21 protein-coding genes are annotated in these 23,383 nt (G+C 40.2%); all 21 read left to right on the plus strand.

From position 1 onward, the window contains the following. Positions 1-49: 49 nt before the first annotated feature. The 21 genes from CC204_RS01360 to CC204_RS01460 all read left to right on the plus strand — a co-directional run bounded on the left by CC204_RS01360 (position 50) and on the right by CC204_RS01460 (position 23,310). Positions 50-424, plus strand: coding sequence for a winged helix-turn-helix domain-containing protein (locus tag CC204_RS01360; protein WP_087639775.1), 375 nt, complete (start codon positions 50-52; stop codon positions 422-424). Next, positions 421-1,431 carry an XdhC family protein gene (locus tag CC204_RS01365; RefSeq protein WP_088268465.1) on the plus strand — a complete coding sequence of 337 codons (1,011 nt, stop codon included), beginning with the start codon at positions 421-423 and terminating at the stop codon, positions 1,429-1,431. Before CC204_RS01360 ends, CC204_RS01365 begins: the two co-directional genes overlap by 4 nt. Positions 1,432-1,456: 25 nt before the next feature. Then, positions 1,457-2,488 (plus strand): FecCD family ABC transporter permease, encoded by a 1,032-nt coding sequence (locus CC204_RS01370; protein WP_088268466.1) that lies wholly within the window; start codon positions 1,457-1,459, stop codon positions 2,486-2,488. Positions 2,489-2,504: 16 nt separating this feature from the next. Further along, a complete protein-coding gene (locus CC204_RS01375) occupies positions 2,505-3,284 on the plus strand; it encodes an ABC transporter ATP-binding protein (RefSeq protein ID WP_088268467.1) in 780 nt (259 codons plus the stop codon). 14 nt (positions 3,285-3,298) lie between these two features. Beyond that, on the plus strand, positions 3,299-4,033 hold the full coding sequence (locus tag CC204_RS01380; RefSeq protein WP_088268468.1) for a DUF364 domain-containing protein: 735 nt from the start codon (positions 3,299-3,301) through the stop codon (positions 4,031-4,033). A 5-nt stretch (positions 4,034-4,038) separates the two neighbouring features. Continuing rightward, positions 4,039-5,136: an ABC transporter substrate-binding protein gene (locus CC204_RS01385; protein WP_088268469.1), complete on the plus strand. Its 1,098-nt coding sequence runs from the start codon at positions 4,039-4,041 to the stop codon at positions 5,134-5,136. Between the two features lie 22 nt (positions 5,137-5,158). Continuing rightward, the gene (locus CC204_RS01390) at positions 5,159-6,319 is read left to right on the plus strand and encodes a double-cubane-cluster-containing anaerobic reductase (RefSeq protein ID WP_088268470.1); all 1,161 of its coding nucleotides are present in this window, start codon (positions 5,159-5,161) and stop codon (positions 6,317-6,319) included. Between the two features lie 4 nt (positions 6,320-6,323). Next, the gene (locus tag CC204_RS01395; protein ID WP_088268471.1) at positions 6,324-7,076 is read left to right on the plus strand and encodes an acyl-CoA dehydratase activase; all 753 of its coding nucleotides are present in this window, start codon (positions 6,324-6,326) and stop codon (positions 7,074-7,076) included. A gap of 106 nt (positions 7,077-7,182) precedes the next feature. Beyond that, the gene (xdh, locus tag CC204_RS01400) at positions 7,183-9,759 is read left to right on the plus strand and encodes a selenium-dependent xanthine dehydrogenase (RefSeq protein ID WP_088268472.1); all 2,577 of its coding nucleotides are present in this window, start codon (positions 7,183-7,185) and stop codon (positions 9,757-9,759) included. Between the two features lie 111 nt (positions 9,760-9,870). Beyond that, positions 9,871-10,467 carry an NTP transferase domain-containing protein gene (locus CC204_RS01405; RefSeq protein ID WP_088268473.1) on the plus strand — a complete coding sequence of 199 codons (597 nt, stop codon included), beginning with the start codon at positions 9,871-9,873 and terminating at the stop codon, positions 10,465-10,467. After that, positions 10,464-11,615, plus strand: a complete 1,152-nt coding sequence (gene sclA, locus CC204_RS01410) for a selenocysteine lyase SclA (RefSeq protein WP_088268474.1) — start codon at positions 10,464-10,466, stop codon at positions 11,613-11,615. The genes CC204_RS01405 and sclA overlap by 4 nt, the downstream gene beginning before the upstream one ends. 20 nt (positions 11,616-11,635) lie before the next feature. Further along, on the plus strand, positions 11,636-12,658 hold the full coding sequence (gene selD, locus CC204_RS01415) for a selenide, water dikinase SelD (protein WP_088268475.1): 1,023 nt from the start codon (positions 11,636-11,638) through the stop codon (positions 12,656-12,658). Positions 12,659-12,674: 16 nt separating this feature from the next. Further along, positions 12,675-13,265: a sulfurtransferase-like selenium metabolism protein YedF gene (gene yedF, locus CC204_RS01420; RefSeq protein WP_088268476.1), complete on the plus strand. Its 591-nt coding sequence runs from the start codon at positions 12,675-12,677 to the stop codon at positions 13,263-13,265. 16 nt (positions 13,266-13,281) lie between these two features. Next, positions 13,282-13,539 carry a putative Se/S carrier protein gene (locus CC204_RS01425; protein WP_088268477.1) on the plus strand — a complete coding sequence of 86 codons (258 nt, stop codon included), beginning with the start codon at positions 13,282-13,284 and terminating at the stop codon, positions 13,537-13,539. Beyond that, positions 13,527-14,255 carry a selenium cofactor biosynthesis protein YqeC gene (yqeC, locus tag CC204_RS01430; protein ID WP_088268478.1) on the plus strand — a complete coding sequence of 243 codons (729 nt, stop codon included), beginning with the start codon at positions 13,527-13,529 and terminating at the stop codon, positions 14,253-14,255. Before CC204_RS01425 ends, yqeC begins: the two co-directional genes overlap by 13 nt. Then, positions 14,243-15,073 (plus strand): selenium-dependent molybdenum cofactor biosynthesis protein YqeB, encoded by an 831-nt coding sequence (yqeB, locus tag CC204_RS01435; protein WP_088268479.1) that lies wholly within the window; start codon positions 14,243-14,245, stop codon positions 15,071-15,073. Before yqeC ends, yqeB begins: the two co-directional genes overlap by 13 nt. Before the next feature lie 305 nt (positions 15,074-15,378). Continuing rightward, positions 15,379-15,822 (plus strand): flavodoxin, encoded by a 444-nt coding sequence (locus CC204_RS01440; RefSeq protein ID WP_087639790.1) that lies wholly within the window; start codon positions 15,379-15,381, stop codon positions 15,820-15,822. Positions 15,823-15,882: 60 nt separating this feature from the next. Further along, entirely contained in the window at positions 15,883-16,716 is an 834-nt protein-coding gene (locus CC204_RS01445) for a sulfide/dihydroorotate dehydrogenase-like FAD/NAD-binding protein (protein ID WP_088268480.1), read from the plus strand. Beyond that, on the plus strand, positions 16,716-18,143 hold the full coding sequence (gene gltA / locus CC204_RS01450) for an NADPH-dependent glutamate synthase (protein ID WP_088268481.1): 1,428 nt from the start codon (positions 16,716-16,718) through the stop codon (positions 18,141-18,143). Before CC204_RS01445 ends, gltA begins: the two co-directional genes overlap by 1 nt. Before the next feature lie 23 nt (positions 18,144-18,166). Then, the gene (gene nifJ / locus CC204_RS01455) at positions 18,167-21,706 is read left to right on the plus strand and encodes a pyruvate:ferredoxin (flavodoxin) oxidoreductase (protein WP_088268482.1); all 3,540 of its coding nucleotides are present in this window, start codon (positions 18,167-18,169) and stop codon (positions 21,704-21,706) included. Between the two features lie 329 nt (positions 21,707-22,035). Continuing rightward, positions 22,036-23,310, plus strand: a complete 1,275-nt coding sequence (locus CC204_RS01460; RefSeq protein ID WP_088268483.1) for an NCS2 family permease — start codon at positions 22,036-22,038, stop codon at positions 23,308-23,310. Positions 23,311-23,383 lie beyond the last annotated feature (73 nt).

Genomic DNA, 23,383 nt, shown 5'->3' on the forward strand with positions numbered 1-23,383 from the left:
GTTATCTTTCTTGAGTATAACGAAAAAATCAAAAAAAGGAGGGAACGATATGGAGGAAAAAGAAAAGTTCAATTACACACTCAATCTGAAGCTGCGAACGAATCGAATATTTTTTGGCCCAGGCGTTGTCGAGTTGCTCCAGAGGATCTCTCAAACCGGTTCTTTGAATACCGCAGCCAAACAGATGAAAATGTCATACAACAAGGCTTGGCGAATGATTCAAAAAGCAGAAGAAGAATTAGGCTATCCATTAGTGCATAAAAGTGTTGGCGGAAATAATGGCGGAGGGTCTGTGGTAACAAGAGAAGGAAAACGCTTGACTGCTAAATTTTTACTTTTCCAAAAAAAGACCTACCATATCACGAATCAATATTTTAATGAAATATTCAGTGAGGATTTAGAAAAGTTGGAGGAAAAAGCATGAAGGAAATTTTTGACCGATTGTCTCAGGCAGTCAAACAAAACAATGATACCGTTTTAGTTTCTGTTATTGCAAGTTCTGGCTCAACACCACGAGGAGAGGGCGCACGGATGCTAGTCGATAAAAGTGGGCGTGTTGCAGGAACCATCGGCGGTGGTGCTGTTGAATTCCGATCGGAACAATTGGCAAAGGAAGTGCTGGAAACGAAAGAGCCAAGGCTTGAAAAGTTTATCTTAGCACCGAATGACATTGTTGATTTAGGAATGATTTGCGGCGGTAATGTAGAAGTTCTCTTTCAATATCTTGATTGTCAAAAAAAAAGTGTGATTGACATTCGTAAGAAGTTCCAAGAGCACTATCAAGAAAATCAACCGTGTTGGTTGATTTCTGAAATAGGTGAACAACTGTCGAATCGTTTGACTTTTTATAGTCGTGAAACTGGCTTTTATAATGAGGAAACAAAAGAACTTCAGAAGCTTACGTTTAAACAAGGAATGGCGATTATGTCCATTTCAGACAAACGATTTTTAGTTGAGTCTCTTATAAATACTGGGAAAGTCTATATATTCGGTGGTGGACATGTTGCACAAGCGTTAGTTCCTGTACTAAAAACATTGGATTTTTACTGTGTTGTATTGGATGATCGTCCTGAATTATTAACAAAAGAATATTTCCCAGATGCAGATCAATGTGTTGTGCTCGACTTAAAAAATATCATGGACAAGATCGATATTACCGAAGATGATTATGTAGTAGTTATGACAAGAGGACATCAATTTGATTTTGACGTATCGAAGCAAGTTCTGGCGACAAAAGCATACTATATTGGTGTCATGGGGAGTAAGCATAAAATAGCAGTACAAATCAAACGGTTAAAAGAAAGTGGTTACAAGATCGAAGAAATCGATCGGATCAATATGCCGATCGGATTGAAAATCAAAGCAGAGACACCAGCCGAACTTGCGATCAGTGTTGCTGGTGAGCTGATTATCAAGCGGGCAGAAAAATAAAAGCAGCTGTTTAGGAGTGGACACGATGGAGCAACGACAATCATCATTTAGGCAGAAAAAAATCATTCTTTTAGGCACGATTCTTCTCTTTTTTATTGTGCTGATCGTTTCTTTTTTATTAGGAAAATATCCAATTACGCTGAATGATTTTTTTGGAGCAGTATTCAATAAAATAATTCCACTGGAGCAGACCTGGAGTACTCAGGTAGAAACTATTTTATTTAAAATTCGTTTTCCTAGAATTATTATGGCGGTGGTCATCGGCAGTGGTATTTCAGTTGCCGGAGCGACGTATCAAGCCTTGTTTCAAAATCCAATGATCTCACAAGATATCTTAGGTGCTTCACAAGGAGCAGCCTTTGGCGCAGCGGTCGGATTGTTTTTTTCATTGACCTATGAACAAGTGATTTCTCTATCGTTTATCTTTGGCATACTTGCTGTTGGAGCAGTTTTATTATTGAACCGATGGCTTAAAAGCAATTCTGTGTTAAATATGATTTTGATCGGAATGATGATTGGCTCGTTGTTTTCGTCTGCTGTTTCATTTTTAAAACTGGTTGGTGATCCAACCAATACTCTTCCTGCAATTACCTACTGGCTGATGGGCAGTTTATCTGCAATTAAAATGCAGGATCTTCATTTTGCTATTCCCCTTATTTTAGTTGGAATGCTACCGATTTTTCTCTTGCGTTGGCGTTTGAATATCCTCTCTTTGGGGGAAGAGGAGGCTTTGAGTTTAGGCGTCAACAGTCGTCAGTTACGAATTATTTTGATTATAGCGGCAACACTGATTACGGCGGCGGCCGTTTCTGTCAGTGGATTGATTGGCTGGGTTGGTTTAGTGGTGCCTCATTTTTCTCGTCTGCTTATAGGAAACGATCATCGCTATACGATTCCGGTGAGTGCTATTTTGGGTGGCACTTTTCTCCTGTTTGTTGATGATTTTTCCCGGTTGATTTCGACAAGTGAAATTCCGATCGGTATACTGACTTCTTTCATTGGAGCGCCGATCTTTCTTATTCTGATTGTAAAAAGTAGTCGCACTGTTAGTGCTTGATTTGGAGGGAATCGTTATGTTGCAAGTTATGGATATAGATTTTTCATATAGAAAAACAAAAATATTATCGAAGATTTCCTTTGAATTGGACTATGGACAGTCCGTTTGTTTACTTGGAAAGAATGGTGTTGGGAAAAGTACATTGTTTAAATGTTTATTGAACATCGTACAGCCAACATCGGGGGTGATCAAGATAAATGGACAAGCGCTTCAACGCTATTCAAGGAGTGAGCTCTCTAAACTCGTTTCTTATATTCCTCAAAAGCAAAAAGGACATATTGGGTTTACTGTTTTTGAAATGGTTTTGATGGGAACTACCTCTCGCTTAAAACATTTTCGACAACCTGGAAAAGCAGAATACGACTTGGTAGAAGCTGCCTTAGCTGAATTAAATATCATCCACTTAAAACAGAAGCTCTTTTCTGAACTTAGTGGCGGGGAGCAGCAATTAGTCATTATTGCCCGTTCGGTTGCTCAGCAAAGTAAAATCATCATCATGGATGAACCGTGTGCGAATTTGGATTATGGAAACCAAATTGTGGTATTGGAAATGATTCGAGCACTTAGTGAAAAGGGCTATTTGATCATTCAGGCAACGCACGACCCAAATCATGTCCTGCAATATGGTGATCAGGTATTGATTTTACGAGAGGGACGATTGCTTATTCAAGGAACGCCGAATGAAGTATTAACAAGTCAACGATTAGAGGAGATCTATCAGGTTCCAGTCGTAATTAGAGAATTAGGTTCTGACCGACAACGCGTTTGTTTGCCCCAAAAAAGTGAGAATAATTAGAAAGCGAGAATACCATGTGGAAACTATACGACGAATTGATTGAAGCAATTCCTTCTGGAATCAAAATCTCGGACATGGCGCAGACAGAGCGTTGGACGTTTGTGGTGAATGATCAAACGATTGGAACAGCGATGAAATTTTCACGAACGCAAAAGAATATTGAAGACTATCAAAATATACAGCTGCAAGAAGCGGCGGAGTTTATAAAGTCTTGGGATTTTGAAAAAGCTAGCTTTGGGTTAGCTGCGATCAATAGTTTTTTTAACGATAGCGAACAAGTACAAAGGCAGTTTCAGACAGAGGCTATTTATCATAATGATGCGTTTGACCAATTGATGGATACATCAGATCAGCAAAAAATAGGGATGATCGGTCATTTTCCTTTTGTTGATCGTTACCCAGAGCTTAGTAAAAATATTAGTATTTTTGAATTGGAACCTAGAGCAGGTGATTACCCAGCTAGTGCATGCGAGTTCTTACTTCCACAGCAGGAAATTGTTTATATCACGGCTTCAACGATCATCAATAAAACGTTACCTAGATTATTAGAGTTATCAGCAGAAGCACAAGTTATTTTAGTTGGTTCAAGCTGTCCCTTGAGTCAGACTTTATTTCGGCATGGTATCGATACGCTGGCTGGAACGATCTATGAAGATTCTCTTGCCGAATTACGAACAAAAAAATCAGTAGGGAAATTACCACTTAGTAAATATGGTCATTCAATCATGATCGAAAAAAGAAAGGATTAGGCTAAATGAAAAAGCAATCAATCACACTGTTTCTAGTGATGTTACTCGCATTGTTTCTAACAGGCTGCTCTGGTACCGATAAGCAAACAGCAGATAGCAGTGAAAACAATCATTCACAACCAGAAAGCGCGAAAAGAGTATTTACCGACTCTGCAGGAAGAGCTGTAGAAATACCAAATGACATCAAAAAAATCGCTCCTTCTGGTCCCTTAGCGCAAATCGTTTTATATACAAGTTCACCCGATTTATTAGTGGGCTTGGCAAGCCCGTTTTCAGCAGAAGCGAAAGAATTTATTGATGAGAAATATCAGAAGTTACCAGAATTTGGTCAGTTTTATGGGAAAAATGCCAGTTTAAATATGGAAGCACTCAGCGCAGCAGAACCAGATGTTGTGATCGATATTGGCGAAGCGAAAAAGACAGTCAAAGAGGATATGGATAAACTACAGGATCAATTAGATATTCCGACGATTTTTATTGAAGCAAATCTAAATAATCTACCTGAAACGTATATAAAGCTAGGTGAACTACTCGGAAATACGGAAGAAACAGAACAATTGAGCGAGTACTGTGAAAAAGTCTTATCTCAAGCGAAAGAAGTCAAAGAGAACTTAAAAGCTGTAGATCAAAAAAGTGTTTATTACGCTTCTGGAAATGCTGGTTTAAACACAAATGCGGAAGGTTCCTTTCATGCTCAAGTGATCGACGAGGTAGGAGCTAAAAATGCTGCAGTAGGAGTAGATGTTATCTCTAAAGGTGCAGGAAGTGTTGTCTCGATGGAACAATTGATCCAATGGCAGCCAGATTATATTCTTGCAGATTCAAAAGATGTCTATACATTGATCACAACAGATGATTCCTGGAAGGAATTAACAGCGGTCAAGGAAAATAGAGTGTATCAAATTCCACTATCTCCTTATAATTTTTTAGGTTCACCACCATCAGTTAATCGAATCATCGGGATGCAATGGCTAGGTCAATTGATTTATCCTGAGCAATATCAGCTTGATATCAAGCAATCTATCTCAGAATTTTATAAACTTTTTTATCATGTAAAGCCGACAACTGAACAGATTTCAGCAATCTTGGAAAACGCCCAATAGTATCTAAATAAGGAGGAAGAAAATGTTCATAAAAACAGAACTTCCAGAAATTTTTACGGAATTTGATGAAGCACGACGTCAAGGATTTATTCAAGTCAAAGAATTAAAAGAACAAGGGATTCCCGTGATCGGCGTCTACTGTACCTTTATGCCGGAAGAAATAGTCATGGCAGCAAATGCCGTTCAAATCAGTCTTTGCTCGACTTCAGATGAAACCATTGCAGCAGCAGAGGAGGACTTGCCTAGAAATCTCTGCCCCTTGATCAAATCAAGTTACGGTTTTGGAAAAACAGATAAATGCCCTTTCTTTTATTTCTCCGATCTAGTCGTCGGTGAAACAACCTGTGACGGTAAGAAAAAAATGTATGAATACATGGAAGAATTTAAACCACTATATTTGATGCAATTACCAAATATGCGCAATTCTGTAGCTTCATTCAATTTATGGAAAGATGAAATCGTTCGTTTCAAAGAAAAGCTGGAGGAATTTCTTGATGTAGAAATTACGGACGAACAAATTCGTCAAGCGATCTATTTAAAAAACAGAGAACGTGAAGCACGCAAAAATTTTTATGGTTTAGGAAAATTAAATCCGCCAGCAATTGAAGGTTCGGAAATTTTCAAGGTGATGTACGGCGCTAATTATACGTTTGAAAAAGAAGGCTTGATCGAAAAACTGACAACAACAACGAATGCTATTCAAGATCAGTATCCTGAAAAACACCAACCACATGGAAAGCCACGGATTTTGATCACAGGCTCTCCGATGGGCGGCGTCACTGAGAAAGTTATCCGTGCAGTCGAAGAAAACGGTGGAACGATCGTAGGATTTGAAAATTGTACGGTAGCCAAAGCAGTGGAAAAATTAGTCGATGAAGAAAAAGAAGATGTCTATGAAGCATTAGCTGAAAAGTATATCGATATCGGTTGTGCCTGTATGTCCAATAATACGAGTCGTTTTGATTTATTGGACCAAATGATCGATGAGTATCAAGTAGATGGCGTGCTGGATATGGTTCTTCAATCATGTCATCCGTATTCCATTGAATCATTGAAAGTTCGCCGTTTTTGCCAAGAAGAAAAGAATGTTCCCTATCTTTATTTAGAAACAGACTATTCGACGGCCGATATTGAGCAGATCAATACACGTGTTGCTGCATTCGTTGAAATGCTGGAGGAATAGAACTATGCGAGTGATCGGTCTAGATAGTGGCTCTACAACTACTAAAGGCGTTCTTTTTGAACATGGTAAACTTCAAAAGAAGAAACTCGTATCAACATCTGGTGACCCCAAAGTAGCTAGTGAAAAAATTTTTACGGAATTAGGCAATACGTCAGAAACGTTTATCGTCACAACAGGGTATGGACGGAAATTGATTCGGGCAGACAAAATTGTAACAGAGATCACTTGTCATGCAAAAGGAGCCGCTTATTTGAGAGACGACATCAAAAATGTGATCGATATTGGCGGTCAGGATAGCAAAGCGATTCGAATGGATCAGTTTGGCAGGGTGCTGGATTTCAGTATGAATGATAAATGTGCGGCTGGCACAGGGCGTTTTGTAGAAGTACTGATGAGAACGTTAGGTGAAGAAATTGAGCAGATCGATTCATTTGTCGCGCATGCAGTACCAGTAAAAATCAACAGCATGTGTACCGTCTTCGCAGAATCTGAAGTGATCAGTTTGATCGGAAAAGGAGAAAAAAGAGAGAATATTGCTCTAGGCGTTCTTCATTCGATCGCCAGCCGAATCAGTAATCAATTAAGGCAGGTAAATCCAGAAACAGGTCCCATCTTTTTTTCTGGCGGCTTATCTCATAGTCAAACGATGGCAAAATTGATTGAACAGTACACGAAAATGGCGGTTTATTATGATCAGGAGCTCTCTCAATATGCAGGAGCAATCGGCGCAGCTCAAATCGGTTTGCAACAGAATTAAATAAAATTATTTTTTTGCTAAAAAATAATTTTTAGCTTAACAATTTGTGTTATAATCATAGTGATAAAAAGCTATATTATAATAGAAATTGGGGTGTAAAGAAAAAATGTATTCATTCGTAGTAAATGGCAAACCTGAAACCTGCAGCACAAACAAAAAATTGATGGACTTCCTTCGAGAAGATTTATCACTGACCGGAACAAAAGATGGTTGTAACCAAGGCTCATGCGGCGCTTGTTCAGTGCTGATAAATGGAAGGGTTTCCAAAGCGTGTTTATTCAATCTGGAAAAGCTTGAAGGTAAGGAGATCATCACGATCGAAGGAATCAGTCAAAGACAAAAAGATGTTTATGCGTATGCCTTTGCGAAAATGGGCGCAGTTCAGTGCGGATATTGTATACCAGGAATCGTGATTTCAGCACAAGGACTATTGAACAAAAAAGAAGAACCAAGCGATGAAGAGGTTCGTAAAGCAATCAGAGGCAATATCTGCCGATGCACCGGTTACGTAAAAATCATTGAAGCTATTCAACTAGCTGCTAAAATGTTTCGTGAAGATTTGAGCATACCAGAAGAAGCCTCAACTGGCAAACTTGGTGAAGACTTTAAACGTGTTGATGCGGTTGAGAAGACTTTAGGTACGGGGCTTTACGTGGATGATATCACAGTCGAAGGTATGCTGCATGCTTCTGCAATCCGTAGTAAATACCCAAGAGCCAAAGTCCTAAAAATCGATACATCCAAAGCTTTAGAGCATCCTGAGTGTGAAGCGGTACTGACTGCTAAAGATGTACCGGGAAATAATAAAATCGGGCACTTGGAATTTATATCTGATTGGGATGTAATGATTCCAGAAGGGGAAATCACACGTTACGTTGGGGATGCAGTAGCATTAGTTGTTGCTAAAGACAAAGAAGCATTAGAAGAAATCAAAGAGCTTGTCGAAATTGATTATGAAGAACTGAAACCGATGGTCACTTGTGAAGAAGCATTAGCCGAAGGGGCTCCATTGATCCATGAAAAAGGCAATATTTTATCTCATGAGCACCTCGTTCGTGGAAACGCAGATGAACAGCTAGCGGCGTCAGTTCATGTCGTCACCCAACATTATTCTGTACCGATCAATGAACATGCATTTATGGAGCCTGAATGTGCAATCGCAATGCCGGAAGGCGAAGATGGAATCTTGCTTTATAGTGCTGGGCAAAGTATTTATGATGAACAAAGAGAAGTTGCAAGAATGCTTGGCGTAGAAAAAGAAAAAGTTCATGTTCAAGCAAAATTAGTCGGCGGCGGCTTTGGCGGAAAAGAAGATATGAGTGTACAACATCATGCGTCCCTTGCCGCTTGGTGCTTGCAAAAACCCGTTAAAGTATTACTTAGCCGCCAAGAAAGTTTGATGGTTCATCCAAAACGTCATGGAATGGAGATGGACTTCACAACTGGCTGTGATGCAGAAGGAAATCTGACAGCAATGAAAGCTGTTATCTATTCTGATACTGGAGCCTATGCTTCATTGGGCGGTCCAGTCTTGCAAAGAGCATGCACTCATGCGGCAGGTCCGTATAAATATCAACATATCGATGTTGAAGGGTTTGCCGTCTACACGAATAATCCACCGGCTGGAGCGTTTCGTGGCTTTGGTGTTTGTCAGACAGCCTTTGCAATTGAGAGTAATCTAAATCTATTAGCAGAAAAAGTAGGGATTTCGCAATGGGATATCCGCTATAAAAATGCCGTAGCACCAGGAGACTCGTTACCAAATGGACAACTTGTATCAAATAATGCCGCATTAAAAGAGACCTTGTTGGAAGTCAAAGAAGCATACGAAAATGCTGAAATTGCTGGTATTTCTTGCTTCTTTAAAAACAGTGGGATCGGTGTTGGCTTATCCGATGTTGGTCGTTGTATTGTTTCAGTAGAAGAAGGTAAAGTTCACGTCAGAACGAGTGCCGCTTGTATCGGACAAGGAATGGCGACAGTTACTACGCAAGTGGCCTGTGAGACACTGAATCTGCCGCCGGAAATGATCATAGCAGAAGCACCAGATACTCGTCGTACACCAGATTCCGGGACAACAACTGCTTCTCGTCAGTCTTTATTTACGGGTGAAGCGACAAGAAGAGCGGCGATGCAGTTACGTTATGAGCTGGATATGGGACGTTCGTTATCAGATTTAGAAGGGCAAGAATTTTATGGTGAATATTCTGCTAAAACAGATCCATTGATCAATGACAAAACCAATCCTGTCAGTCATGCTGGCTACGGTTATGCTTCTGAGGTAGCGATTTTAGATGAAAAAGGTAAAGTCGAAAAATTTGTTGCTGCTTATGACATGGGACAAGTTGTAAATCCTAAAGCCGCTGAAGGGCAAATCGAAGGTGGAATCGTTATGGGCATGGGTTATGCTTTGACAGAAAAATTTGCGATGGAAGACGGATACGTGAAAGCGAAGTATGCCACATTAGGATTACTGAATGCGGCACAAGTACCGCCGATCGAAACGATCTTAGTTCAAGCAGAAAACATCCATGATGGTTTGGCATATGGAATCAAAGGAGTGGGAGAATTAGCAACCATTCCGACAGCTCCTGCATTAGCGGGTGCGTATTATGCACTTGATGGTAAGTTGCGTCCGACATTACCTATGGAAGACACCTTCTATCAAAAAAAGAAAAAGTAATACTGTGATGTGCTGGGAAATTCGCTCATAACAGGCGAGAAAACGCATCTATTTTGAAAGAACTGGATGCGTTTTTTCTTTTTATAAAACAGGTGTAAAGGAGCAAAAGTGATGGTAAAGATCAGTGCAATCATTATGGCTTCTGGTTTTTCTAAAAGAATGGGCACGAATAAATTGTTCCTTGAATATCAGGGAAGGACTTTTTTAGAACACATTCTTTTGTTATCAAAGAAGCTTGGTTTTTTTGAACAAATTTTAGTCATTTCACCTGAAAATTTAGCAGGAATATCTTTACCTGAAGGAGTCAAAGTCGTACTGAATCATGAAGCTGATCAAGGGCAAAGTACTAGCGTACGTTTGGGGACGCAGTTTGCTTCTGGAGATGGTTATCTTTATTTAACCGTAGATCAGCCTTTGTTGGATGAACACTTATTTGTACCACTTTTAGCAGCGTATACCACAGACAACATTGTTTTTCCAGTAACGGTCAAAGGGAATCCAAGCAGTCCGATCTTTTTCGGGAAACGATTTCGCGCTGATTTATTGCAGGTTACAGGTAGTTCTGGCGGCCGCGAGGTTCGAAATAAGTATCCTGATACGTGGCAACGAGTACCAGTCAGCGAACCTTACCGGTTAGCAGACATCGATACATATAGCGATTATCAAAAGCTGATCGCTAATAAAGTTGATGAAAGGACACGATCATGAAACAGCCTGTCTATCTAAATTATGCAGCAACCTCTAACCAGAAATTTGACACAACGATCGATGAGCTTTGTGCATATTTAAAAGAAAATAATAGCACAAATACAAACCGCAGCATCAATACTCTAGGTGATCTTGGTTCACTTTTTGATGCACGCCAAGTACTTGCTGATTTTTTTCATGCCCCAGATCCAGCACATGTGATTTTTACCTCTAATGCAACGATGGCATTGAATATGGTGCTGCATGGATTACTAAAACCAGGGGATCATGTATTGACAACGATGGTAGAACATAATGCGGTAACCAGACCGCTGCAGCTTCTTGAGACGGAACGAAATGTTGTTGTTACGCATTTAGTATGTGCGAAAGATGGTAGTCTTGATCCTGAGCAGATCGAAACGGCTATTCGAGGAGAAACGAAGGTGCTGGTGATGACCCATGCCTCGAATGTTTTAGGGACGATACTCCCTGTTAAAGAATGTTTTGAAAAAGCTAAAAAACACGGGATCATCACGATTTTGGATAGTGCTCAGACGGCAGGCATTTTACCGATCAATATGGAAGAGTTGTCAATAGATATTTTAACGTTTACAGGACACAAAAGCCTGATGGGGCTGTCTGGAATCGGTGGTTTTGTTTTAGGAAAAAACATAGAAAAGAAAATCGATCCTTGGCTGACAGGGGGAACGGGTAGTGCTTCTCATTTATTGACGCAGCCGGATTTTTTACCAGATAAATTTGAGCCGGGCACCTTGAACATGCTTGGGATCATTAGTTTGAAAAGTGCTGTTACAGAAATACAGCGGCTTGGTTTAGAGCAAATATTAATGCATGAACGAATGTTGACGAAAAGATTTTTAGATGGAGTCAAAGGAATGCCGATTGAGATCTTGGGGTGTCAAGATGCTGAACGGTCAGTCCCTGTTGTTTCCCTCGTTAGTCCCAAAATAGATAGCGGTGAGCTTGCCCAACGATTAGCTGATGCGTTTCAAATTATTACAAGATCTGGCTTACATTGTGCACCATTGGCACATGAAACAGCTGGAACTATCAAGACTGGAGCGGTTCGCTTTAGCTTTGGCTGGCAAACAACAACAGCAGAAATCGATTATGCCTTATCAGCATTAGAAAGCGTTTTATCTCAATGATAGAAAGAAAGGAGAGAGCGATGGAATTTTTATCACAATGTACGTCAGGAGGCTGTGGCGCTAAAATCGGCCCCAACGAATTAGCCGGCTTTTTAAATCATTTACCAACATTTACGGACAAACATATATTAGTGGACTTTGACTCATCTGATGATGCTGCTGTTTATCAAATTTCTGATGATACAGCACTGATTTCAACTGTTGATTTTTTCTCTCCGATGGTCGATGATCCTAAAACCTTTGGTCGGATCGCCGCCGCGAACGCTATGAGTGATGTGTATGCCATGGGCGGTGAGGTGCTGTTTGCTTTGAATTTGGTTTGTTTTCCTGAAAAGATGGATAAGCAGATGCTTTCAGATATCCTTTATGGCGGAGCCGAAAAACTGAAGGAAGCACAAGCATCTTTGGCAGGAGGACATTCGATTTACGATCATGAACCGAAATATGGCTTGGCTGTAACAGGAAAGGTCGATCCACAAAAAATCATCCGCAACAACACAGCAAAGCCTGGAGATGTTTTGATTTTAACAAAAGCTTTAGGTGTAGGGCTCATTCAAGCGGCTGCTAGGGGACAAGTTGCTTCAAAAAAAGCAGAGCAAGCGGCTATTGACTCGATGGAGCGGCTGAATAAATATGCTGCAGAAAAAATGCGGGGTTTTGCTGTCCATGCTTGTACAGATGTCACTGGTTTTGGTCTATTAGTTCATGCTGCTGAGATGGCGGACAAGCATGTAACACTTGTCATAGACACAGAACAACTGCCGTTATTACCAGAAGCTTATCGTTATGCAGAAGAATTTTTAGCAACAGCAGCTGGACAAAGAAATCGTCAATTTATGGCTGAGAAAATTGATCTATCCACTGTTTCGTCAGCATTTCAAGAGATATTGTTTGATCCGCAAACATCTGGAGGGCTCTTATTGAGCGTAGCACCAGAACAGGCAGAGGCTTGTTTGGCTGCTATCCAAAAAGAAGATCCTGTTGCTGCCATTATTGGGGAAGTCTGTGAAAGAGTCACTGAGCAGCCGTTGATTATTTTATAAGAAAGAAGGATACAAAATGAATAAAATCAATGCTTTAGGAAAACCCTGTCCAATTCCAGTCATTGAAGCAAAAAAAGCCATTCGCGAAATTCAAGCAGAAGGTGGAATAATCGAAATACGGGTCGATAACGAAGTCGCAGTCAAAAATATAGAAAAGCTGGTCCATGGCCTGAATTTGACGGCTGAGATCAAACAGTTGAATGAAGTAGAATGGGCAGTCCAAATTGCTGTACCCAAAAAACTGATACAAACAGATTCAGAGCAACCGGATCATGAGCTCGTGATTGCTTTTGGGAAAAAAACGATGGGTGAAGGAGATCCTGATCTTGGCGAAATTTTGCTTAAAAATTTTATCTACTCACTGACAGAACTCGAGACACCACCAGAACACCTACTCTTTTTCAATAGTGGAGCCTATCTGACGAATAAAGGATCAAATGCTTTAAAGGATCTACATAGACTGGAAGAAAAAGGAACGCAAATCAGCACGTGTGGCGCTTGTCTGGACTTTTATCAAATCAAAGAAAGCTTAGCGATCGGTGAAATCACTAATATGTACGGAATCACAGAAGTGATGGCTCAAGCAAACAAAGTGATCAACTTTTAGTAAAAGAGGTGTAAAGATGGAATACCTTTTGACTTTTCAAAATACGCATTATGCCGTTCACAGTGAAAAAGTCTTGGCAGCACATAAGATTCCAGTTTCTGTTATGGCATTGCCGACAAGTTTAGGCGATTTTTGTGGAATTTGCATAAGATTGGATGATGCTTTTTTTGAGAAAGGACGGCAGTACTTATCACAAGCGGACTTACCCGTTGAAGAAATTTTCATCATTGAAGAGCAAAATAACGAAAGGAGCTATAGGGTATGGAACGATTGATCGATTGCTTTGATTTTGAAGGCAAGCAAGTTGTCTCGCTGATTGGAAGCGGCGGTAAAACAAGCCTGATGTGGTATTTGGCAGAATGCTATCGTCAAGAAAAAGTGTTAGTAAGTACGACGACAAAAATCGGTTGCCCTGTGCATCAGCCCTATGATTTTTTCTACAGTCAAGATTTCTCTAAAGTGGGAACGGATGGTAAAGGGATCACTCTAGCCGGAACTCGTCTGTCGGGTGGACATAAATTAAGTGCGCCACCTAGCATGATTCAGCAAAGCTTTCCAATGTTTGATAAAATCTTTCTAGAAGCAGACGGCTCAAAGCAATTGCCGTTGAAAGGATGGGAAACATTTGAGCCGGTGGTCATTCCTGAGACCACTGCAACGATTGGGCTGATTCCGATATCAGTATTGAATGAAAAAATAGATTTGACGACTGTTCATCGCTTGCCTTTATTTTTGAGAGCTACCGGAACTAAAACGGGAGATGTCATTTGTGAGGAAACGTTAGCTGAGGTCATTTCCAGTCCTAAAGGGCTTTGGGCAAAGAGTCGTGGTCATCGGATTTTATGTATCAATCAAGTAGAAAGTTCAGAACAGTTAAAACAGGCGGAAAAAGTATTATCTTTGTTGCCATGCATGCTGATGAAGCGGTTGACTAAAGTAATTGCCTGCAATGTTCAATCTGGAAAAGGAGTCGTTTTATGGGAAAAATAGCAGAAGGAGTTGCTGAAACAATTGTTGTTGTTAGAGGCGGCGGAGATCTTGCGACTGGTGTAGTTCAAAAACTCCATCATACTGGATTCAAGGTTGTTATTCTGGAAACGGAAAAGCCTCTAGCGATTAGGAGGACAGTGGCTTTATGTAATGCTGTTTTTGAAAAAGAACAGCAAGTTGAAGATTTAAACGCACGTTTAGTTACTTCTTTAACAGAATGTGAAGCATGCTGGAATAAAGGGGAATTACCTGTATGGGTGGATGCACAAGCAGATTCTTTAAATGAACTAAAACCGTTGATTTTAATTGATGCGATTTTAGCTAAGCGAAATATCGGGACAAATCGAAAGATGGCGCCGATCACGATTGCATTAGGTCCAGGCTTTTCTGCACCAGAGGATGTTGATGTAGTTGTAGAGACGATGAGAGGTCATTACTTAGGGAGACTCTATTTTGAAGGAAGCGCGTTAGCAAATACAGGAATTCCTGGTGAAATTGGCGGGAAAAGTGCAGAACGTGTGATTCATGCTCCTGCTTCTGGTCAAGTAAAGCATATCAAAAAAATCGGAGATAGCGTTCAAAAGGGTGAACTTTTATTTTACGTTGGAGACCAACCAGTATTTTCACCATTGGAGGGTGTTTTAAGAGGCTTGATTTCTGATCAAGTTGAATGTAAAAAAGGGTTGAAATGCGCGGATGTCGATCCGAGAGTAGTGGATGAAGTCGATTGTTTTACTATTTCTGATAAAGCACGAGCATTAGGAGGCGCGGTTTTAGATGCTATTTTTATGATCGGTCATCAAAAAGAGAGACTATAAATAAGTCTGTCAAGTTAGGCGTTATTGATAATCATTCGCCTTTTCTAAAAAATATTTTTTTTACCTAAAAATTATTGTTTTAAACGCTTGATTTATGGTATAGTATAAGTGAAGTTTTTGCTTCTTTCTGCTTTTGAAAAAGAAAGCGTTTTATCTAGATTTTATATTATGTGAAAAAGGTAATTTGATTGAGAAATGGTGAAGCAACTATTAATTTCGATAATAAGTATGAGAGAAATGAAAGGGGTTTCGTTCAGCTTTTATACTTTAAAATATTTTGAAAAAAGATGAGAGGATGAGCAAATATGGCACTAGTAAAAATCGTTTATGCAAGTATGACAGGAAACACTGAGGAGATTTCAGAAATTTTAGAAAGTACTGTTCAGGACGCAGGCTTTGAGGTTGAAAGAGAAGAGTGTTCAGAGGTAGATGTAGACTTCTTTGATGACGCAGATGCATGTGTCATCGCGACTTATACTTATGGCGATGGAGAATTGCCCTTTGAGTTTGAAGATTTCTTTGATGAGCTGGAAGATAAAGACTTATCAGGTAAAATCTTTGGTGTTGTAGGTTCAGGAGATCGAGAATATGGGGACTTGTTCTGTAAATCTGCTCATGATTTTGTTGAAGCCTTGGAAAAAGCTGGGGCAAAAAAAGTAGCAGAAACCGTTGAAATCGAAAATAATGCTGAGGATGAGGATGTCGAAGCATTGAAGAAGTTTGTCACTGAACTGACAGCAGGTTTATAAGCTTGTAAATCATATGAAAGAAGGAAAAATGAATGCATTCATTCATTAACGGTAAAGCATATGTATAAGATAACCAAAAGTGAGGTACTTTCAGCAAATGAATTTGATTTTTGGATCGAAGCGCCACGGATCGCTTCAAAAGCGCAACCGGGTCAATTTGTGATTCTACGCATCAATGAGGTCGGTGAAAGAATTCCATTAACGATCGCAGATGCAGACTCAGAAAAAGGGCAGATCCGTCTGATTTTTCAAGTTATAGGTAAGACCACTGCGGAACTGTCAAAACTAAAAGCAGGTGATAGCTTATTAGATTTGACAGGACCTTTGGGGATGCCGACAGAAATCAAAAATTATGGCACAGTGATGATCGTTGGTGGTGGCGTAGGGATAGCAGCGATTTTTCCAATCGTCAAAGGGTTGAAAAAAGCTGGAAATCGTGTGATTACGATACTTGGTGCAAAAACAGCAGAATTAGTGATTCTACAAGAAGAATGCGAACAGTTTTCTGATGAGTTGATCATTACGACAGACGATGGCTCTTTAGGTATGAAAGGTCTAGTCACTGAAGCGATGGAGCAAGTGATTAGAAGGGAGCCCGTCCATTGTAGCTGGGCGATTGGACCAAGCCTGATGATGAAATTTTGTACTCTAACCGCTGCAAAACATGACTTACCTATCTATGTTTCCTTAAATCCGATCATGATCGATGGAACGGGGATGTGCGGCGGCTGTCGTGTTACGGTGGATAATAGCATCAAATTTGCTTGTGTCGATGGACCAGAGTTCAAAGGAACAGAAGTCAATTGGGATGAATTCATCAACCGCATGAAACAATATAAAGCTGAAGAAGAAACGTGTCTGGCGGATTATGAAAAAGCGCAGGTGACAAACTAATGGCGAGAAAAAGCAGAACCAAAACACCTATTTCAGAACAAGCGCCAGAAATTCGAAAAACGAATTTTGAGGAAGTTTGTTTAGGATATACGATTGAAGAAGGTCAAGCAGAGGCAGAACGTTGCCTTCAATGTAAAAATGCTCCATGTATTGCCAGTTGCCCTGTAATGATCGATATTCCGGGTTTCATACTAGCAATCAAAGAAGGCAATATGCAGGAAGCCGCAGATGTTTTAGGAAAATATACGAATCTACCAGCAATTTGCGGTCGTGTTTGTCCTCAAGAAAAACAATGTGAGGAAGTTTGTAAATTAGGTAAAGCGAAAAATTTTGAGCCTGTGGCTATTGGAAAATTAGAACGTTTAGTTGCTGATTGGGCATTAGAAAATCAAGATTTTTCAAAGAATACATCGAATGATAGAGCAATCATTGGGAAAATTGCAGTGATCGGTTCTGGACCATCGGGACTTACTGTAGCAGGTGATTTAGCTAAATTGAACTATGAGGTTACGATTTATGAAGCACTCCATGATGCAGGTGGTGTGTTGACCTATGGCATTCCAGAGTTTCGTTTACCAAAAAGAATCGTCAAAAAGGAAATCGAAAGTATTGAAGCTTTAGGGGTCAAGATTGAAACAAATGTTGTCGTTGGGAAAACGATCACGATGGATGAGATCATGGAAGAATTTGATGCTTGCTATATTTCAGTAGGCGCTGGGGCTCCCAATTTTATGGGTATCCCTGGAACCTCATTGAACGGCGTCTATTCTTCCAGTGAGTATCTGACCAGAATCAACTTGATGCATAGCTATGAATTTCCTAAATATGATACACCGATCAAAAAATCACAAAATGTCGTGGTCATTGGCGGCGGCAATGTTGCGATGGATGCAGCAAGATCAGCGAAACGAATGGGTGCAGAAAATGTAAGCATCGTTTATCGTCGTTCCCTGGAAGAACTCCCAGCCCGCATTGAGGAATATCACCATTCTGTCGAAGAAGAGATCGATTACCACTGGCTTACGAATCCGATCGAATACGTAAGTAACGGCAGCGGTGAGCTGACTGGAGTGAAATGTATCAAAATGGAATTGGGTGAACCTGATGCATCAGGACGTCGGAGACCAATTCCAATTAAAGGTAGTGAATTTATTATCGAAGCTGACACAGTGATCGAAGCAATCGGTCAAGGATCCAACAAGGTGTTGTTATCCACTTTCCCAGAACTTGCGTTGACGAAATGGGGTTATATTGAAGCGGATCCAAAAACGGGAGAAACATCGATTCCCGGCGTCTTTGCCGGCGGAGATATCGTGACAGGCGCAGCAACCGTTATTTTGGCGATGGGTGCCGGAAAAGTTGCCGCGGTTCAAATGGATAAATATGTCCAGGAACAAAAGAAAATACCCGCAACAACAAAAGTCTGAGGAAAGATAAAAGGTGAAAAGACATGAAAAGAACAAAAACAATGGATGGGAATACAGCAGCAGCTTACATTTCCTATGCATTTACAGAAGTTGCAGCGATTTATCCAATCACACCTAGCTCTACAATGGCCGAATTAGTTGATGAGTGGGCTGAGAATGGATTGAAAAATATTTATGGACAAAAAGTCCAAGTCATTGAAATGCAGTCAGAAGCAGGAGCAGCCGGCGTCGTTCACGGCTCCTTAAAAACGGGTGCTCTGACAACGACCTATACAGCGTCACAAGGTTTATTACTGATGATTCCTAATATGTACAAAATTGCCGGAGAACTTTTACCCTCTGTATTCCATGTGGCGGCTAGAGCAATCACAACGAGTGCATTGAGTATTTTCGGTGATCATGGGGATGTTATGGCCACTCGTCAAACTGGTTTTTGTATGTTGGCAGAATCAAGTGTCCAAGAAGTAATGGATTTGTCTGCTGTGGCTCATTTAGCAAGTATTGAAGGCAGTCTGCCGTTCGTCAACTTCTTCGATGGCTTTAGAACCAGTCATGAGTTGCAAAAAATCGAAGTTCTGGATTACGATGATCTAAAAGGAATGCTGGATCAAGACGCAGTGGATCGTTTCCGCCGCAGAGGGATGAATCCAAATCATCCAACCGTTTCCGGAACCGCTCAAAATCCGGATATCCATTTCCAACAACGTGAAACTGTTAATGCAAATTATGAAGCAATGCCGGCAATCGTTCAAAAATATATGAAGCAAATCAACGAAATAAGAGGCACTTCTTATGATTTGACAGATTATTATGGTGCAGAAGATGCTACAGAAGTCATTATTTCAATGGGTTCAGCTTCACCAGTGATTGAGCAAACAGTTGATTATTTGAACGAACAAGGCAGAAAAGTCGGTTTTATCAACATTCATTTATACCGCCCATTCCCAACAGAAAACTTATTAGAAAAATTACCGAAGACGGTGCAAAAAGTTGCTGTATTAGATCGAACAAAAGAAGCAGGCGCTGATGGTGAACCTTTACTTTTAGATGTCCAAAGTGCATTATATCAACACGAAAGTCGTCCGATCGTAATCGGCGGACGGTATGGACTAGGTTCGAAAGATGTGACACCAAATCAAATCAAAGCAGTTTATGATCACTTGTTATTGCCATTTGCGGATCTGAAACAGCGTTTTACGATCGGGATCGTCGATGATGTGACGTATCGCTCGTTACCGCAAGGCGAAACGTTAGATTTAACTGCTCCAACAACTTTCCAAGCCAAATTCTGGGGTTTTGGTTCAGATGGAACAGTTGGTGCGAATAAACAAGCAATCAAGATCATTGGTGATAATACTGATTTATACGCACAAGCTTATTTCAGCTATGATTCAAAAAAATCTGGTGGCTTGACTATGTCACATTTGCGTTTTGGTGAGGAACCGATCACGTCAACATATCTAGTAGAACAAGCTGATTTTATTGCCTGTCATAATGCCTCATACATTCATAATTATGATTTGCTTAAAGGGTTAAAAGATGGCGGAACCTTCTTACTCAATACGATTTGGGATAAGGAAAAAGTTTACCGCTTGTTGCCAGCTAAATTGAAAAAATATATTGGAGAACACAATATTCAGTTTTATATCATCAATGCAGTGGAGCTTGCTCGTGAAATTGGTTTAGGACGACGCATCAATACAGTGATGTCTACCGCATTTTTTGAAGTCACCGATTTAATGTCACGGGATGAATACTTGCCATTATTAAAAGCTGAAGTCAAAAAAGCATATGGTAAAAAATCAATGGAAATCGTTGAGAAAAACTATCAGGCCATTGATCGCACCTTTGATTCGCTACAAAAAGTCGAAGTACCAGCAGAATGGGCAAATATTGAAATTGAACCTGAAGAAGTCGATCCGACATTACCGAAATATATCACGAATATTCTACAACCGATCAATCGCCAAGAAGGAAACGATTTGACTGTCGGTGATTTGATCGATAATGGCATGAAAACGGGTGAAATGCCAATGGGAACGGCTGCTTATGAAAAACGCGGCATCGCATTAGAAGTTCCAGAATGGCAAATGGATAAATGTACGATGTGTAATGAATGTGCCTTTGTTTGTCCTCACGCTGCGATTCGTCCATTTTTAGCAGACGAAGCAGAAATGGAAGAAGCACCAGAAGGATTCGTTGCAAGAGAAATGCGCGGCGCAGACGGTTTGATGTATCGTATTCAGGTTTCTTTAGAAGATTGTACGGGTTGTGGTCTTTGTGTCCAAGCTTGTCCAGTCAAAGAAAAAGCCATTTTGATGAAACCATACGAAGAGCAAAAAGAGCAAGCAATCAACTGGGCTTTTGCGATGACGTTACAACAAAAAGAAAATCCAGTCAGAAAATTATCTGTGAAAGGTTCACAGTTCAATCAACCATTGATGGAATTCTCCGGTGCTTGTGAAGGTTGCGGTGAAACACCGTATATCAAGCTATTGACTCAATTGTTTGGTGATCGAATGATGATGGCGAATGCAACAGGCTGTTCTTCTATTTGGGGCGGTTCTTCTCCTGTTACGCCGTATACAACAAATGAATGTGGTCAAGGACCAGCTTGGAGCAACTCTTTATTTGAAGATAATGCAGAATATGGTTATGGCATGTATGTCGCAAATAACACCAAGCGCCAGTATCTAGCCGATCAAATTCAAGAAGCCATCGATAAAAAGTTAGGCTCAGAAGATCTGCAAGCTTTACTTCAAGATTGGCATGAGCATTACCTAGAAGGCGAGGGAACGCAACAGCGGGCAACGAAACTAGCAGCTGTATTAAGTGATGAATATCAATCAGATCCATTATTAGAACAAATCTATAAGCAAAACGATTTATTCGTTAAAACAAGTCAGTGGATCGTCGGTGGAGACGGCTGGGCGTATGATATTGGTTTCAGCGGAATCGATCATGTCTTAGCTAGCGGGGCCGATGTCAATATTTTTGTAATGGATAACGAAGTGTATGCCAATACTGGTGGACAAACATCTAAGGCAACGCCTGCTGCAGCAATTGCGAAGTTCTCTGCTGGAGGGAAACAAACCTCTAAAAAAGATTTAGGTATGATGGCGATGACCTACGGCAATGTCTATGTCGCACAAATCGCACTTGGTGCAAATTCGATGCAGACGATCAAAGCGATCGATGAGGCAGAACGTTATCCGGGTCCATCATTGATCATCGGTTATACGCCTTGTATCAATCATGGCGTTAAAGGTGGAATGATCGAAACCTTATCTTTAGCGAAAGAAGCCGTTGAATCTGGTTATTGGCAATTGTATCGCTATAATCCACAACTGGTCGAAAAAGGCAAAGACCCAATGATCATCGATTACAAAAAAGCTGATTTCACTAAGATGAGAGACTTCCTTGAAAAACAAACTCGTTTCTCTGCACTACACACGATCAAAGACAATCAGGAAGTGGTAGAGCATCTCTTGACGAAAACGAAAGAAGATGCGGAAGATCGTTCAGAAAACTATGTAAAATTAGTGAGTCAGATCAAAAAATAAAAATTGATTCAACTGAAAAGTAAAAAGTCCGAGACAAACTAGCAAATAGGTTGTCTCGGACTTTAATTTCGATTAAATAGTGAGAAAAACGTAGTCACTTCAATAATTTTGAAAAATATGAACGATATGAAAAAGCGCGCTGTTCATTTTTACTCTAATCGTTCGAACCCAAGCAGCTTCCACCACTTTATCATCAAAAATAAAAAATTTATCAGAAACCTGAAAAAAACGTTTCCATTGTGTTATTCTTATACTCGGTATTTAAGTAAAAAATACTAAATTAACTTTATACATAGAAAATAGAGATGTCGATCATTAGGAGGAATAACATGATTCGTTTGAAAAAGCTAACAAAAGAAGGGCTCAAACGTGAAATAGTCGCAGGTACAACGTCATTTTTCGCTATTTCTTATATTATCATGGTGAATACGGTCATTCTATCTGAGGCTGGAATGCCGAAAGAACTGACCATATTTGGAACGATTTTTATTTCGATCATCGGGTCCATTTTGATGGGGCTGATAGCAGATGCACCAATCGTTTTGACGACGGGGATGGGGGTAAATTCATTTTTCACCTATACATTAGTGCTTTCTTTAGGTTTGAGCTGGCAAGAGGCATTAGCCGTTAGTTTTTGTGCAGGTGTCGTTTATCTGATTGTGGCTTTTACCAAATTGAGTAAATTATTTGCAGAAGTCGTTCCAGAAACGTTGAAAGCTGGAATAACCGTTGGGATTGGTTTTTTTCTGGTCTTGATTGGGTTGGAGAAAGGGCATTTGATCCTAAGAGGAGAGCATACGTTTACGCAACTGGCTCCGCTAAATGACAGTTTAACGCTGTTGACTTTATTTTCCCTGATATTGACTATTTTTCTTTTTATCAAAGGAATTCAAGGAAGCTTCTTCATTGGGATCGTCGTGGTGACAGCTGTTGCCAATCTCTTAGGCTTGGTAAATCCAACAGAACATTTTTCTTTAAGTAGTTTAAAAAATGTTTCTCATATTTTTCTACAATTAGATTTCAGTTCAATGCTGTCCAAAAGTTTCTTGCTTGGTGTCTTTGCTTTAGCAATGATCCTGATTTTTGAATCGATGGGCATTCTTAAAGGCTTGATGCCGGAAGCGGATGAAGATATGTATTTGCGTGCCTATCGCGTCACAGGCTTGATCACATTACTTTCTAGTCTGTTTGGTACAAGTCCGACCATCGCAGCAGCCGAAAGCGCGACAGGGATCGAAGAAGGCGGAAAAACAGGCTGGACGGCAATCACGAGCGGTATCTGTTTCCTTTTAGCCTTATTAGCTTTACCGTTGCTTTCTTACATTCCAGATTCTGCTTTAGCACCAGCGATCATCATCACAGGCTTTTTAATGATCCAGCAAGTGAAAACACTGAATTTTAGCGATTTTAGCGATTATTTTCCGGCAATGTTGATGATCGTTTTGATTCCATTTACGATGAATATCTCTGATGGAATGGCTTTTGGCTTTGTCGCTTATCCGTTAACAAAATGGATCGCTGGAAAGAAAAACGAACTCTCTTTGCCGATGTGGCTGATTTCTGGGTTATTTTTAGTGTATTTGATCGTGAATATCTTGATTTAATGAAAAAAGGACTAGGACATAACTCTACGAGTTACGACCTAGTCTTTTTTAAAACGAATAAAAGGTGAAGTAG

Origin of the sequence: Enterococcus wangshanyuanii, assembly GCF_002197645.1 — a bacterium.
Lineage (GTDB): Bacteria > Bacillota > Bacilli > Lactobacillales > Enterococcaceae > Enterococcus_L > Enterococcus_L wangshanyuanii.